General features: G+C 75.5%; 8 protein-coding genes. 6 read left to right on the top strand and 2 right to left on the bottom strand.

The features are described from left to right. Positions 1-22: 22 nt before the first annotated feature. Positions 23-1,027 (bottom strand): o-succinylbenzoate synthase, encoded by a 1,005-nt coding sequence (locus AC1RSJ_RS05520; RefSeq protein ID WP_493117338.1) that lies wholly within the window; start codon positions 1,025-1,027, stop codon positions 23-25. Between AC1RSJ_RS05520 and AC1RSJ_RS05515 the strand changes: the two genes are divergently transcribed. The 3 genes from AC1RSJ_RS05515 (at position 1,026) to AC1RSJ_RS05505 (ending at position 4,370) form a co-directional block, all read left to right on the top strand. Next, a complete protein-coding gene (locus tag AC1RSJ_RS05515; RefSeq protein WP_493117337.1) occupies positions 1,026-1,961 on the top strand; it encodes a 1,4-dihydroxy-2-naphthoyl-CoA synthase in 936 nt (311 codons plus the stop codon). The genes AC1RSJ_RS05520 and AC1RSJ_RS05515 overlap by 2 nt on opposite strands. A gap of 25 nt (positions 1,962-1,986) precedes the next feature. Beyond that, positions 1,987-3,129, top strand: coding sequence for an AMP-binding protein (locus tag AC1RSJ_RS05510; RefSeq protein ID WP_493117336.1), 1,143 nt, complete (start codon positions 1,987-1,989; stop codon positions 3,127-3,129). Positions 3,130-3,320: 191 nt separating this feature from the next. Beyond that, positions 3,321-4,370, top strand: coding sequence for a 1,4-dihydroxy-2-naphthoate polyprenyltransferase (locus AC1RSJ_RS05505; RefSeq protein ID WP_493117488.1), 1,050 nt, complete (start codon positions 3,321-3,323; stop codon positions 4,368-4,370). On the opposite strand, the gene AC1RSJ_RS05500 is transcribed toward AC1RSJ_RS05505, so the two are convergent. Beyond that, complete coding sequence (locus AC1RSJ_RS05500; RefSeq protein WP_493117335.1) at positions 4,323-4,808, bottom strand: DUF4229 domain-containing protein; 486 nt, start codon at positions 4,806-4,808, stop codon at positions 4,323-4,325. The two genes, AC1RSJ_RS05505 and AC1RSJ_RS05500, sit on opposite strands and share 48 nt — an antisense overlap. Before the next feature lie 75 nt (positions 4,809-4,883). On the opposite strand from AC1RSJ_RS05500, the gene AC1RSJ_RS05495 reads away from it, so the two are divergent. From AC1RSJ_RS05495 to AC1RSJ_RS05485, 3 genes are all read left to right on the top strand, one after another. Beyond that, entirely contained in the window at positions 4,884-5,408 is a 525-nt protein-coding gene (locus AC1RSJ_RS05495) for a PLD nuclease N-terminal domain-containing protein (protein ID WP_493117334.1), read from the top strand. Next, entirely contained in the window at positions 5,405-7,321 is a 1,917-nt protein-coding gene (locus tag AC1RSJ_RS05490) for a thiamine pyrophosphate-binding protein (protein WP_493117333.1), read from the top strand. The genes AC1RSJ_RS05495 and AC1RSJ_RS05490 overlap by 4 nt, the downstream gene beginning before the upstream one ends. A gap of 302 nt (positions 7,322-7,623) precedes the next feature. Continuing rightward, positions 7,624-14,718 carry an Ig-like domain-containing protein gene (locus AC1RSJ_RS05485; RefSeq protein ID WP_493117332.1) on the top strand — a complete coding sequence of 2,365 codons (7,095 nt, stop codon included), beginning with the start codon at positions 7,624-7,626 and terminating at the stop codon, positions 14,716-14,718. Positions 14,719-14,835 lie beyond the last annotated feature (117 nt).

Below are 14,835 nucleotides of genomic sequence, written 5' to 3'. Positions count from 1 at the left end.
CAGGTCCCTCATCGCAGCTCCCTCATCGCGCCGCCAGCACCGCGTGACAGCGGACGAGCCGCTCGCGCCACCAGGCAGTCCGCTCGGTCCCCGCGTCGTGCGCGGCGAGCAGGGCGGCATCCGGCACCACCCGCCGCACCTCGATCGCACCGCCGACCGGGCGGAGCGGATCGCGGGTGATGTGCGCGGCGAGCAGCGCCGCGGTGCCGAGCCCGCAGTCGTAGGGCAGCTCCGGCAGCGCCGCGGCGAGGTGGGCGCCCATCGCGAGCCCGACGCTCGTGTCGATCGCGCTCGACACGACCGCCGGCAGTCCGGCCTCCGCCACGATCGCCAGTGCCGAGCGGATGCCACCGAGCGGCGCCGCCTTGACCACGAGCAGATCCGCGGCGCCCTCCCGCGCGACCTCGACCGGATCCCCCGCCTTCCGCACGCTCTCGTCGGCGGCGATCGGCAGGTCCCAGTCGTGCAGGCGGGCGCGCAGCTCGGCGAGCTCCGGCACGGTCGCGACGGGCTGCTCCAGGTACTCCAGGTCGTACGGGGCCAGCGCGTGCGCGGCGTGCTCGGCCTCGTCGACGTTCCAGGCCGCGTTCGCGTCGACCCGGATGCGGCCCTCCGGCCCGAGCCAGGCGCGCGCGGCGCGGACCCGGGCGAGGTCGTCGGCGAGGGTCTGGCCGCGCTCGGCCACCTTCACCTTCACGGTGCGCACCGTGCCGTAGCGGGCGAGCACGGCGGCCACGTCGTCGGCGTCGACGGCGGGCAGCGTGGCATTGACCGGGATCGTCGAGCGCACGGCCGGGGGAGCGGGCGTCCAGCCGAAGTCGATCGCGGCGGCGAGCCAGGCCGCCGACTCCTCGTCGTCGTACTCGAGGAACGGCGAGAACTCCGTCCAGCCCTCAGGCCCCTCGAGCAGCGCGGCCTCGCGCACCTCGATGCCGCGGAACCGGGTCGCCAGCGGCAGCGCCACGACGCGCAGCCCGGCGAGGAGGTCGGCGAGCGGGGGCGGCGGCGGTGCCGGAGCGGGGGACATGCCACCAGTGTGCCGCCGTAGGCTCGGAGCCGTGCCGATCTCCGAGCTCTTCGACGAGTCCGTGTGGCGGGCGGTGCCCGGATTCGACGGGCTGACCGACACCACGTACCACCACGACGCGTCCGGACGGATCGCGCGGGTCGCCTTCGACCGCCCGGAGGTGCGCAACGCGTTCCGGCCGCGCACCGTCGACGAGCTCGCCGCCGCGCTCGACCACGCGCGGCAGGATCCGCGGATCGGCGTCGTGCTGCTCACCGGCAACGGGCCGAGCCCGAAGGACGGCGGCTGGGCGTTCAGCTCCGGCGGCGACCAGCGCATCCGGGGTCGCGACGGGTACAAGTACTCGGATGAGGAGGGCGGGGTCCAGGATCCCGCGCGCGCCGGGCGCCTCCACATCCTCGAGGTGCAGCGCCTCATCCGCTTCATGCCGAAGGTCGTCATCGCGGTCGTGCCGGGCTGGGCGGCCGGCGGCGGCCACTCCCTCCACGTCGTCTGCGACCTCACGATCGCGAGCCGCGAGCACGCGCGCTTCAAGCAGACGGATGCCGACGTCGGCTCGTTCGACGCCGGCTACGGCAGCGCCTACTTCGCGCGCCAGGTCGGGCAGAAGACCGCACGCGAGGTGTTCTTCCTCGCCGAGACCTACGACGCGCAGCGGGCCTACGAGATGGGCGCCGTGAACCGGGCCGTGCCGCACGCCGAGCTCGAGACGACCGCGCTCGAGTGGGCCCGCACGATCCTCGGCAAGAGCCCGACCGCGATCCGGATGCTGAAGTTCGCGATGAACGCCGTCGACGACGGCATGGTCGGCCAGCAGGTGTTCGCCGGCGAGGCCACGCGGCTCGCCTACGGCACCGACGAGGCCGCCGAGGGGCGCGACGCGTTCCTCGAGAAGCGCGATCCCGACTGGGGGCCCTACCCGTGGCACTTCTGATGACCGAGCAGACCGGGGCCACCCGGTGAGCCGCGCGCTCCGGGTCGTCGGCGCCGACGAGGACGTGCTCGCCGCGCTCCGGTCGGCGCTGTCGGGCGGCGACGCGATCCTGCCCGCCGCCCCCGGCGCCGACCCGGCGGCCGACGGCGACCTGCCCGCCGAGGTCGCCCAGCGCGTCGCGCTCGTCGTCGAGACGAGCGGATCGACCGGACGCCCGAAGCGCGTCGCCCTGTCGGCCGACGCCCTGCTCGCGAACGCCGCGGCGAGCGAGTCGGCGCTCGGCGGGCCCGGCCAGTGGCTGCTGGCACTGCCGACGCACTACATCGCGGGCCTCAACGTGCTCACGCGCTCGATCTCCGCCGGACTCGACCCCGTCGGCCTCGACGGCGAGCGCTTCAGCGCCCCCGCCTTCGCGGCCGCGGCCGATCGGCTCGTCGAGCCCGCCGCCTTCACCGCCCTCGTGCCCGCCCAGCTGCAGACGCTGCTCGACGATCCGCGCGGGCGCCGGGCGCTGCGCCGCTTCCGCCGGGTGCTGGTCGGCGGGCAGGCCACCCCGCTCGCGCTCCTCGACCGGGCTCGCGACGAGGGCATCGAGGTCGCGCGCAGCTACGGCTCGAGCGAGACGAGCGGCGGCTGCGTCTACGACGGGGTGCCGATCGGCGGCACCGAGGTGCGCGTCGTCGACGGCGAGGTGCAGCTCGGCGGCCCGAGCATCGCGGAGGGCTATCTCGGCGACCCCGCCCTGACGGCCGACCGCTTCGCCGAGGAGGGCGGCATCCGCTGGTTCCGCACGGCGGACGCCGGATCGTGGTCGGACGGCGTGCTCGCGGTCTCCGGCCGCCGCGACGACGTGATCATCTCCGGGGGCGTCAAGGTCGCGCTGTCGGCCGTGGAGCGCGCGCTGCACGAGCTGCCCGGGCTCGCCGACGCGGTCGTGGTGGCCGCGGACGACGCCCGCTGGGGCCAGGTGCCCGTCGCGTTCACGGCCGGTCCCGGCATGGCGGAGACGGACGAGGCGGCGCGCGAGGCGATCGGCCACGAGCTCGGCGCCGCGGCGCGGCCGGCGGCGATCATCCGGCTCGACGAGCTGCCGCTGCTCGTCTCCGGCAAGGTCGATCGGCGCTCGCTCCGGGCTCGCGCGGACGAGCGGCAGAGCACGCTCCCCTAGGATTCCATCCCGTGGCACGACCCCGGCAGCAGCGCATCGACCCCCGACGAGTCGAGGAGGCGGTGAGCGGATCGCCGACCCCCGAGACGTCGTCGACGACCTCGACGCCATCGAGGAAGAACGCGGCGCAGACGCCGAAGAAGGGCGTGCCGACGCCCAAGCGCGACGGCACGATCGCCAAGAAGGCGCCGGTGCGCGGCGCGACGTCGGCCGCGGCCCGGACAGCCGCCTCGGCGCCGTCGGCCACGAAGGCCCCCGGCGGAGCCGGTCATCAGTCCACCAACCGCCGACCGGCAGGCTCGCAGCGCTCCGGATCGCCGGCCCCGCGCCGCGCGACGGCGGGCGACTGGATCGCCGGCGCGCGCCTCCGCACCCTGCCGCTCGGCATCATGCCCGTCGCGCTCGGAACCGGCACCGCGGCCCTCGTGCTCGATCAGCCCTGGGAGCACTGGGTGCGGGCGCTCGTCTGCCTCGGCATCGCGCTCGCGCTGCAGATCGGCGTGAACTACGCCAACGACTACTCGGACGGCATCCGCGGCACCGACGCGGACCGCCAGGGACCGATGCGGCTCGTCGGCTCCGGCCGGGCGCCCGCGCGGCAGGTGCTCACCGTCGCGATCGTGTTCTTCGCCGTCGCCGCGGTCGGCGGGCTGTTCCTGGCCTGGCGCACCGGGCAGTGGTGGCTCATCGCCGTCGGCGCCGTGTGCATCGTCGCGGCCTGGTTCTACACCGGCGGGAAGCGGCCCTACGGGTATGCGGCGCTCGGCGAGGTCGCGGTGTTCCTGTTCTTCGGGCTCGTCGCGACGGTCGGCACGACCTTCGTGCAGACGGTCGGCGAGGGCGGCTTCTCGATCCGCATGGAGACCTGGCTCGCCGCCGTCGCCTCCGGCTGCCTCGCCTGCGCCGTGCTGCTCGTCAACAACCTCCGCGACCGCACCCGCGACCGCGCCGCCGGCAAGCGCACCCTGACGGTGCTCATCGGCGACATCCCGACCCGGGTGCTCTACGTCGTGCTGCTGCTCGCGCCGTTCGGCATCCTGGCGCTGTTCGTGGTGCTGTACCCGCTGACCGGGTTCGTCTACTTCGCGCTGATCGCGGCGCTGCCCGCGGCCGTGATCGTGGTGCTCGCCCGCAGCGCGCGCGAGCTCGTCACCGCGCTGCAGCTGACGACGCTGACCGCGCTGCTGTTCGGGCTAGGCCTGGGCGCCGCGCTGGTCGGCGGGGCGATCGCGGGCGCCTGAGCGGTCCGGGTCGCCCGATCCGGTGCCGGCCGGCTGGTCCGCGTCGGTGCCGGTCGTCAGGTCGGCGTCCGCGTCCGCGCCGGTCGTCAGGTCGGCGTCCGCGTCCGCGCTGGTCGTCAGGTCGGCGTCCGCGTCCGTCGGCAGGTCCGCGGTGCCGTCTGCGGGTGCCGTCGTCGACCGGGCGGATGCGGTGCCCTCGGCCGCCTCGATGGCCTCGTCCTCCGCGACGTCGTCGCGCGTGCGCACCGGGCGCCGGGCCGCCCAGGCCTCGGCGACCTCGTCGCGGCGCCGGCGCAGGAAGATGAACGACACGCAGAAGGCGACGACCGACGCGACGAGCGCCGCCCACAGCCAGTGCACCCCGAGGAACAGCAGCACCGCGAGCGGCACCGCGAACACGAGGATGCGGAGGAGGGTGTAGCGGAGCCAGACGGGCACCGGGTCAGTCTAGGGATCGGGTGCTGGGAGGCCGTGCGGGAGCGACTCCCAGACCCGGCGCCTAGAATCCCTCACATGGCCAAGTTCGCGCCGTTCATCGCGCTCGTCGGGATCGGGCTGCTGGTGTTCGCGCTGGTCGACGTCGTGACCATCGACTCCTCGCGCGTGCGGCACATCCCGAAGGGCGCCTGGATCGCCCTCATCATCGTCTTCCCGTTCCTCGGGCCGCTGCTCTGGCTGCTCGTCGGCCGCGAGCACTCGCCGGCCACCCGGAACCACGGCCGGTACAGCGAGCCGCCGACGGTGACGTCGCGGGCTCGCAGCCTCGCCCCGGACGACGACCCGGACTTCCTCCTCCAGCTGCGCCGCGAGCGCGAGCAGGAGGAGCGCATCCGCAGCCTCGAGGCGCGGCTCGCCGAGCTCGACACGCCCGGGACCTCGAGCGGCGCGCTGGGCGGATCGTCGGGCGGCTCGTCTACCGGAGGAGCCGGCGGCGCCGCGGACGGCGGGTCAGGATCGTCCGGCTCCGGCGGGTCGTCGGGTCCCGGATCGAGCGGCTCAGCCTCCGGCGACGCCGCGAAGGGCGGCGCGCCCGAGTGACCGCCTCGCCCGCGAGCGCTCTGGCGCGGGCGCTGCTCGCCGAGCTCGTCGCCGCCGGCATCCGCGACGTCGTGCTGTGCCCGGGCTCGCGCTCGCAGGCGCTGGCGCTCGCCGCCGCCGAGCTCGAGCACGCCGGGGCGCTGCGCCTGCGCGTGCGGATCGACGAGCGCGTCGCCGGATTCCTCGCGCTCGGGCTGGCTGTCGAGACCGGGCTGCCGGTGCCGATCATCGTGACGTCGGGCACCGCGGTCGCGAACCTCCACCCGGCGGTGCTCGAGGCGTCGCACAGCGGGGTGCCGATCGTCGTGCTCAGCGCCGACCGCCCGGACGAGCTGCGCGGCACGGGTGCGAACCAGACCACCGTGCAGCCCGGGATGTTCGGCTCCGCCGTCACCCGCGAGCTCGACCTCCCCGCCCCGGACGACGGCACCGACCTCGCCGCCGTCGTCGCGACGGTGACCGACGCGATCGTCGGCGCGACCGGGCCGGTGCACGTGAACCTCGCCTTCCGGGAGCCGCTGTCGGATGCCGGATCCGGCGACTCGGCCGCGGCGTCGGCGTCGGCGTCGGCCGGCGGGTCCTCGATCATGAGTGCGTCTGCGTCTGCGTCTGCGTCCGCACCCGAGCCCACCGAGCCCGCCGCCTTGCGCGGGGTGCAGCTCGATGCGCGGGACGTCGTCACCCCGCGCGCGATGCACGCCCGGGCGCGCCACGATGCCACGGACGCCGGCACCCGGGCCGGGTCGGCGTCGGGCTCGACACCCGCCGCACCGGTCGGCACCCTGATCGGCACCCCGGTCGGCGACCCGGCCGCCGAGCCGCTGCTGCTCGTCCCCGAGCCCGGCACGGTCGTCGTGGCCGGCGCCGGCGCGGGGGAGGACGCCGAGCGCCTCGCCCGCGAGCTCGGCGCACCGCTGCTCGCCGAGGCGGACAGCGGCGCGCGCTTCGGGCCGCACGCCGTGCCCGCCTACCGCGAGCTGCTCGACGAGCCCGGCTTCGGCGACCGGGTGCGCCGCGCGATCGTCGTCGGGCATCCGACGCTCTCGCGCCAGGTGCCGGCGCTGCTCGTTCGCTCCGACGTCGAGACGATCGTCGTGCGCGGCCGCGGCCGCGACGCCTTCGCACCGCCCGGGAGCGCCGCGCGGGTCGTGGACGCCGTCGCCGTCGATCCCTCCGCGCCCGCGGACCCGGATGCGCGCGCCTGGGTCGGCCGCTGGGTGTCGGCCTCGCGGACGCTGCTCGACGTCGAGCAGGCGAGCGTCGCCTCCGTCGACGGCAGCCCGTCCGCGATGGCGGCCTGGGGACGGCGGGAGGTGGCTCGGCTCCGAGCTCCCGTGACCCGCCGCGACCTCGCGGAGGCGGTGTGGGCCGCGAGCTGGCCGCACGACCGGCTCGTGCTCGGAGCGTCGCGGCTGATCCGCGTGCTCGACTCCGTCGTGCCCGGCAAGCGGCTCCGGGTGCACGCGAACCGCGGTCTCGCCGGCATCGACGGCACGATCGCGACCGCCGTCGGCATCGCGCTCGCGGCGGAGGCGGGCGGCGACGGCGGATCCGGCCGCGAGGCCGGCGCGCGCGCGGCCCGCGCCGGCACGACCCGCGTGCTGCTCGGCGACCTCGCGCTGCTCCACGACGCCGGGGCGCTGCTCTTCCCGGACGGCGAGCCCCGCCCGCGCGTGCAGCTCATCGTCGGCAACGACGGCGGCGGCACGATCTTCGACGGTCTCGAGGTCGCCGGGACGGCGGACCCGGCCGCGATCGACCGGGTGCTGTTCACCCCGCAGTCGGCGGATCTCGCGGCCCTCGCGGCCGCCTACGGCTGGGTGCACCGCCGCGTCGCGACCCGGTCCGACCTCGATCAGGCCCTGACCGCGCCGCCGGGACCGACGATCGTCGAGGTCGTGCTCGACCGCTGATCCGGGTCGCCGCGTCGACGCGGCCGGGACCGCCCTGCGTCATGCCGCGCATCGCCGACCCGCCCGGAACCCGCACCGACTGCAACCGGTTGCAGCACTGTCCCCCGGAATGGCCCGTCAGGAGCTGATCCGTCCCCCGAAATGCGGACACAGCCCCCGGACTGGGGAGGCAGAACGGGTGGTCTGTCGTCATTTCATCCCGCACCATGGAGGTACCGCTTACCCGAGCGCAGCACGGCCCGAACCTCCGTGCGGCACTGGACCCGAAATCCGTGCTGAAGCCGAACACCCGAAAGCACCCGATGTCTCGTCACGCCCGGAAGGGTCCGGCGGCGCGCGCCCTGCGCCGCGCGGCAGCCCTGCTCGTCACGTCCGTCCTCGCGATCGGCGCGGTGCTCGTCGCCGTCGCCCCGGCGACCGCCAGCACCTCGTCGCTCCTGCAGGACGACTTCACGACGAGCACCGTGACGTCGAAGTACTTCGCCGTGGGCGGCTCGAACTTCACGCCGTGCCTCACGGTCGCCGGCTCGCCCGCCGGCCAGGTGCCGGCGAGCTGCTCGACGGCATCCGACGCGTCCGGCAGCGGCACGCTCCGACTCACGGAGGCCGTGGGCAGCCAGGCCGGCTACACGCTCTTCAACCACGCGCTCCCGACGCGCGGCGGCCTCGACATCTCCTTCACCCAGTACCAGTACGGCGGCAGCTCGGCGGACGGCATCGTCTTCTTCCTGACCGACGGGTCCTACCCGCTGACCTCGGTCGGCTCGAACGGCGGCGGACTCGGCTACAACGCGAAGAGCGCGACCGGCGGCAAGGGGCTCGCGCACGGCGTGCTCGGGGTCGGCCTCGACGTCTACGGCAACTTCGGGTACGAGTACAACTCCGCCGAGTGCACCGGCGTCACGAAGCCGACCGGCCTCGTCAAGAACTCCATCACCGTGCGCGGCCCGTCGGGCGACGTGGCCAGCGACACCGGCTCCAACGCCGGCTACTGCCTGCTGAACACCCCGACGGTCGTCACCGGCATGCACACCGCGACGCGCGGCGCCGGCGTGCCGGTGCGCATCACGGTCGACCCGTCCACCGATGCCAACCCGATGGTCAACGTCTACTGGAACGGCGCCACCACCCCGACGATCACCGTCGCGGAGCCGGCCGCGCTGAAGAGCGCCAGCACGTTCAAGTTCGGCTGGTCGGCCTCCACCGGCGGCTCGAACGACGTGCACGAGGTCTCGAGCCTGCTCGTGAAGTCGCTCGTCTCCATCGCGCCGGCGCTGCGGATCACCGGCACCGGCAACGCCACCCCGGTCGCCGCCGGCTCCGCGCAGAACGCGAAGTTCACGGTCACGACCGACAGCGACGACGGCGCCGAGGACCAGCGCGTCGACGTCACCGTCAGCGTCCCCGCCGAGACCTCGTTCGCCGGCACCCCGACCGGCACCGGCTGGTCCTGCCCCGCCGTCGCCGCGGGCGTCACGAGCCGCGTCTGCAGCTACTCGCCCGTCTCGGCGTCGAACCCGATCGTGCCCGGCTCGACGCTCCCCGAGCTCAGCGTGCCCGTCACGAGCACCCGCAGCGGCACCCGCACCGTGACCGCGTCGGTCACCTCCGCCGACAACTCGGTCTCGCCGGCCGCCTCGGCGACCGCCGCCGTCGCCTTCGCGCCGGTCGCGAACCCGGGCACCGGATCCGGCACCGCCGCCGCCTCGCCCGCCGCCATCGCGATCACCGCGGCCGCCGCCTCGACCACGGGCGCCCCGGTCTACGCGATCTCCACCGCCCCGGCCACCGGCAGCGCCACGATCAACGCCTCCACCGGCGCCATGACCTACACGCCCGCCGCGAACGCGAGCGGCACGTTCACCTACCAGTACACGGTCACCGCGGACGGCGCGACGAGCGCACCCGCCACCGTCACGGTCGACGTCGTGCCCTCCGCGGCGAACTCGTCCGCCACGACTCCGGTGAACACGCCCGTCACCGTCGACCTGTCGACGCTCGTCCGGGGCACCGGTCCGTTCACGTACAGCACCTCGGCACTCACCGGCCAGGGCTCGAAGTCGATCAGCGGCTCCGTCGTCACCTTCACGCCGGCCGCCGACAGGTCCGGCGTCTCCTCCTTCACCTACACGGCCACCGACGGCACCTCGCACACGAGCGTCTCGCGCACCGTGACCATCACGACGACCCCGACCACCGGCGACACCGCCGGTGCGGGGTCGCTCAGCGCCGCCGGCGACGCGACCGTCGTCACCGGCGCCCCCGCCGGCCACGGCACCGGGCTCGTCTACGCGATCACCCAGCAGCCGGCCTCCGGCTCCGCCGTCATCGACGCGAGCACCGGCGTCATCACCTACACCGCGGCGAACGGCGTCTCCGGCACGTACACCGCGAAGTTCACCGCCGCCGACGGCACCTCGACCACGGTCGCGCACACCGCGACGCTCGTCGTGCGGCCGTACGCCGCCGACGTCAGCGTCTCGACGACCGTCGGCGCCGCGCAGTTCCAGACCACCGCGCCGGCGCAGAAGGGCAAGAACCTCACCTGGACGGTCGTCACGCCGGCCGGGCACGGCACCACCGGCGCCGTCAGCGGGACCGGTCGTGTGACCTACACGCCGAGCACCACCGAGTCCGGCACGGAGACCGTCGTGCTGCGCGGCACCGACGGCGACGGCAACACCGTCGACGTCACCGTGCACATCGACGTCGCCCCGACCGTCGCCGCCGTGAGCGGCAGCGCGACCGCCTCGACCTCCGCCGTCACCGTCCCGGTCGCCGCGTCCGGCACCGGCTCGTCCCTGACCTACGCGCTGGTCGGCGGCACCGCCTCGACCGGGCTCACCGCCGCCGTCTCCGGCGGCTCGCTCTCGCTGACCGCGGGCGCCGGCGTCAGCGGCGTGCTCACGGTGCAGTACACGGCGACCGACGCCTCGGGCCTCACGAGCACCCCGGCCCTCGCGACCCTGACCGTCACCCCGACCACCACCGACGTCGCGGCCTCCGGCACGCTCTCGGCGGCGGGTACGGCGACCGTGACCACCCCGGCCCCGGCCGGCGTCGGCTCGGGTCTGAGCTACCAGCTCGTCGACAGCCTCGGCGGCCGCGCGTCCATCGACACCGCGACCGGCAAGGTCACCGTGACCCCGCACACCGGCGAGTCCGGCGTGTTCGCGCCGACCTACCGCGCCGTCGGCGCCGGGTCGATCGCCACCGCCGTCCACACGGCCACGATCACGATCGCCCCGTACGCCGCCGGCGTGACGGCCACCGGCGTCGTCGGCGGTCCCGCCGTGACGACCCCGGCGCCGGCCTCCTCCGGCAGCTCGCTCACCTGGGCGCTCGTGCCGCAGGCCGGCGACGCGACCGGCGCCACCGTCGACCCCGCCACCGGCAAGGTCACCTGGACGCCGTCCGCGACCGCCAGCGGCCGCTCCGTCGTGCACGTGCAGGCCACCGACCACCCGGCCGGCGTGACCAGCTCGGTCGTCGCCGTCACCATCGACGTCGCCCCGACGGCCGCGGATGTCACCGGCAGCGGCACCGCCGCGACCCCCGGCGCCGCCGTGTCCATCGCCCCGGCGGGCACCGGCACGAGCCTCGGCTACTCCATCGTGACCGCGGATCCGCGCCTCGCCGGCGCGGCCGTCAGCGGCGGGCAGCTCCTGCTGACCCCGGCCGACGGCGCCTCGGGCGTCTTCACCGCGACCTACCGCGCGACCGACCCGACCACCGGCCAGACCGCCGACGCCACCGCGACGCTCACCGTCATCCCGGTCGCCCAGCCCCTCGCGATCACCGTGCAGGGCGGCGGCACCGCGATCTCGCAGCTCCAGGCGACCGGCTCCGGCCTCGCGTACGAGATCGTCAGCGGGCTCCCGGCCTCCGCCGGCACCGCCACGCTGACCTCGGGCGGCCAGCTCACCGTCAAGCCGACCGCGGGCACGAGCGGCTCCCGCTCGCTCACCTACCGCGTCGTCGGCGCGGACGGCGTCGCCAGCGCGCCCGTCACCGTCGCCATCGACGTGCCGCCGACCGCGACCGCCGCCGCGACGACCGCGTCCTCGACCAGCCCGGCCGTGTTCGACCTCGCCGCGCGCGGCTCCGGCAGCGCCCCGCTGACCTACGCCTACACCGCTCCCTCGGCGACGCTCGGCGTCACGACCCGCTCGGGCGACACGCTCACCTTCGCGCCCGCCCCGGGCACGAGCGGCGACGTCGTGATCCCGTTCACGGTGACCGACGGCGACGGCCTCAGCGCCTCGTCGATGCTGACCGTGCACGTCGGCCCGTCGCTCGGCGACGTGTCCGCGCAGACGCGCCTCGACGCGACCGGCCACGCCACTGTCTCGACGCCCGCTCCGACCACGGACGCGGTCAGCCCGACGTTCTCGATCGTCGCCCAGCCGACCGCCGGCTTCGCCACGATCGACGCGAGCACCGGCGTCGTCACCTACAGTGCCGCGGCGGACGTGTCCGGCACGTACACGGTCACCTACAAGGTGAAGGACGCCGCGAACCGCGAGAGCGTCATCCGCACCGCGACCATCGAGGTCGACCCGTCGGCCGCCGGCACGCTGTCGCAGGCCGTCGTGAACGGACCCGAGGTCGTCGCGATCGCTCCGGCGCTGCACGGCGACGGGCCGTTCACCTGGACGATCGTCACCCAGCCGCAGCACGGCTCCGTGCCGCAGATCAGCCCGGCCGGCGCCGTCTCGTACCTGCCGTCCGCAACCGTCTCCGGCAGCGAGATCGTGGTCATCCGCGGCACCGACGCCCACGGGCTCAGCACGGGCGACGTGAGCATCCGCATCGACGTCCACCCGTCCGCGGCCGATGTCAGCGGCACCGCCACCGCCTCCGCAGCACCGGCGGGCACCGCGGTCCCGACCTCCACGGTCGGCACCGGCGTGACCGTGCAGCTCGGCACCCCCGGTGCCGGCGTCGCCTCGGCGACCGTCGACGGATCCGGTGCGATCGTGATCGCGCCCGCCGCCGGCGCCTCCGGTCGCCTCACGGTGCCCTACACCGCGAAGGACGCCGCGGGACTCGTCAGCGCCCCGGCCACCGCCACGCTCGTCGTCGCGCCGGCCGCCTCGACCGCCGCCGCAGCCGTGACCAGCGGATCCACCGCTTCCGCCGTGCTCCCGGCGCCGGTCGGCACCGGTCCGTTCACCTGGACCGTCACCGGCCTGTCCGCCGCCGACGGCACCGTCTCGGTCGCCGCCGACGGCACCCTGACCGCCACCGCGGTCGCGGGCCGCAGCGGACGCCACGTGCTCTCGTACTCGGTGACCGACGCCGCCGGCGTCACCAGCGCGCCGACCACGCTCCTGCTCGACGTCCGCCCCGCCGTCACCGGCGACACGGCGACGATCGCGAGCGGAGCGTCCGCCGCCTTCGACCTCGCCGCGCTCACGTCGGGCAGCCCGACGCTGAGCTGGACCTGGACCGCCCCGGCGGCCTCGGTCGGCACCGTCACCCTGGCCGGCAGCACGCTGACCTTCGCGTCGGCGGCCGGGTTCTCCGGCACCGTGAGCATCCCGTTCACGGCCTCCGGCAAGGACGGCATCGCGAGCGCCGCCGCGCTGCTCGAGGTCACGGTCGTGCCGACCGCCGGTGACACCGCCGCGACCGGCAGCCTCGACGCCTCGGGTCACGCGACGCTCGTCGCCACCCCGACCTCGTCGGGCAGCGGCACCCTGACCTACGCGCTCACCGGCGCCCCGGCCTCCGGCATCGCGACGATCGACCCGGCCACCGGCGCGATCCGCTACGTCGCGGCAGCCGGCACCTCGGGCGTCTTCACCGCGACCTGGACCGTCAGCGACGGCGCCAGCACGAGCACGCCGCACACCGCGACCTTCACGGTCCGCCCGTACGTCGGCACCGGCGACGCCGAGACCACCCCGGACGCCGCGGTCGATCTCGCCCCGGTCGCCAGCTCCGGCACGCCGGCCCTCACCTGGCAGATCGTCGCCGGCCCGACCAGCGGCGGCGCGACCATCGACCCGGCCACCGGCGCGATCCACTACACGCCGGCCGCCGGCACGAGCGGAGCCGACTCGGTCACCGTCCGCGCCGTCGACGACAGCGCGGCGCACGTCGCCTCGGCCCCGGTCGAGCGCCACATCGACGTGTACCCGACCGTGGCCGACGTCGCCGCGACCGCGACGACCTCCGCGACCCCGGTCGCCACGACGATCGCCCCGGCGGGCGTCGGCACCGGCCTCGGCTACGCGCTGAACGCCGCGGACGTCGCCGCGGCGGCCGCCAAGGGCACGGTCTCGGTGAGCGGCGGCCTGATCCGCTTCACCCCGAAGGCCGGCTTCAGCGGCGTCATCGCCGTCCGCTACACCGCCACGGACGCCTCCGGGCTCACCAGCCGGACCCCGGCCACCGCGACCCTGACGGTCTTGCCGTCGGGCACGGACGCCGCGGTCACCGTCCCCAGCGGCGGCTCCGGCACCGTGACGCTGCCCGCCTCGGGCACCGGCCCGTTCACCTGGACCGTCGTCGGGCCCCTCCCGGCCGGCATCGCCTCGGCGGTCGTCGACGCGACGGGCAAGCTGACCGTGGTCGCCGACGCCGGCTTCAGCGGCACCCGCACGGTCGACTTCACCGTCCGCGACGGCTCCGGCACCACGGGCGCCGTGCGTCACGCGGTCGTCACGGTCACCCCGGTGCTCGGTGCCGTCTCCGACGCCACCCTGACCGCGACCCTCCCCGGTTCGAGCGCCACCCCGGCCACGGCCGACCCGGCGTTCTCCGGCAGCGGTCCGGCCGTGTGGAGCATCGACACCCTCCCGGCCGCCTCGGCCGGCACGGCGACGATCGACCCGGCCACCGGTCACCTGACCTTCACGCCGGCCGACGGCTTCAGCGGCATCGTCCAGATCCCGTTCACGGTCACGGACGCCGACGGCACCCCGGTCTCGCAGACCTGGACCGTCAAGGTTCTGCCGCGGACGTCGGGCACCGGCTCCTCGGCCAGCACAGGCGGTGCGGTCAGCGGACCCGCCGGCCAGCCGGAGCGCTTCACCCCGCCGACCCCGGTCGGCAGCGCGCCGTTCCGCTACGTGATCGTGTCGCAGCCGTCCGCGGCGCAGGGCACCACGGTCATCGATCCGGCCAGCGGCGTGATCACCTTCACTCCGGCCGCCGGGTTCTCCGGTGTGGCCTCGGTGCAGTACGCGGTCGTGGACGCCGACGGACTGCAGAGCTCGGCCTCGACCGTCACCTTCACGGTGGCGGCGGGGGCTCCCGGCTCGTCGCCGACGGCCCTCGCCTTCACGGGCACCAGCCCGACGGCCGGACTCCTCGGCGGCCTGCTCGCCCTCCTCGTGGGCGCGATGCTGGTGCTCCTGCGCCGCCGCGCCGCCCGCCAGGAGGCGTGACCGGCAGGGCGCCAGCCGACTCGCCGCCTGGCTGCAGCAGGGCTGACGCGTGACGACCTGCGACGGGGCCCAGCTCGTCGCCGGACCGCCGGCGCCGATCGGATCCACTCCCGATCG

Source organism: Schumannella sp. GW821-FHT10F01, assembly GCF_058809295.1.
Note: the sequence above shows the minus strand (reverse complement) of the source record. Positions and strands in the feature narration are given on the sequence as shown.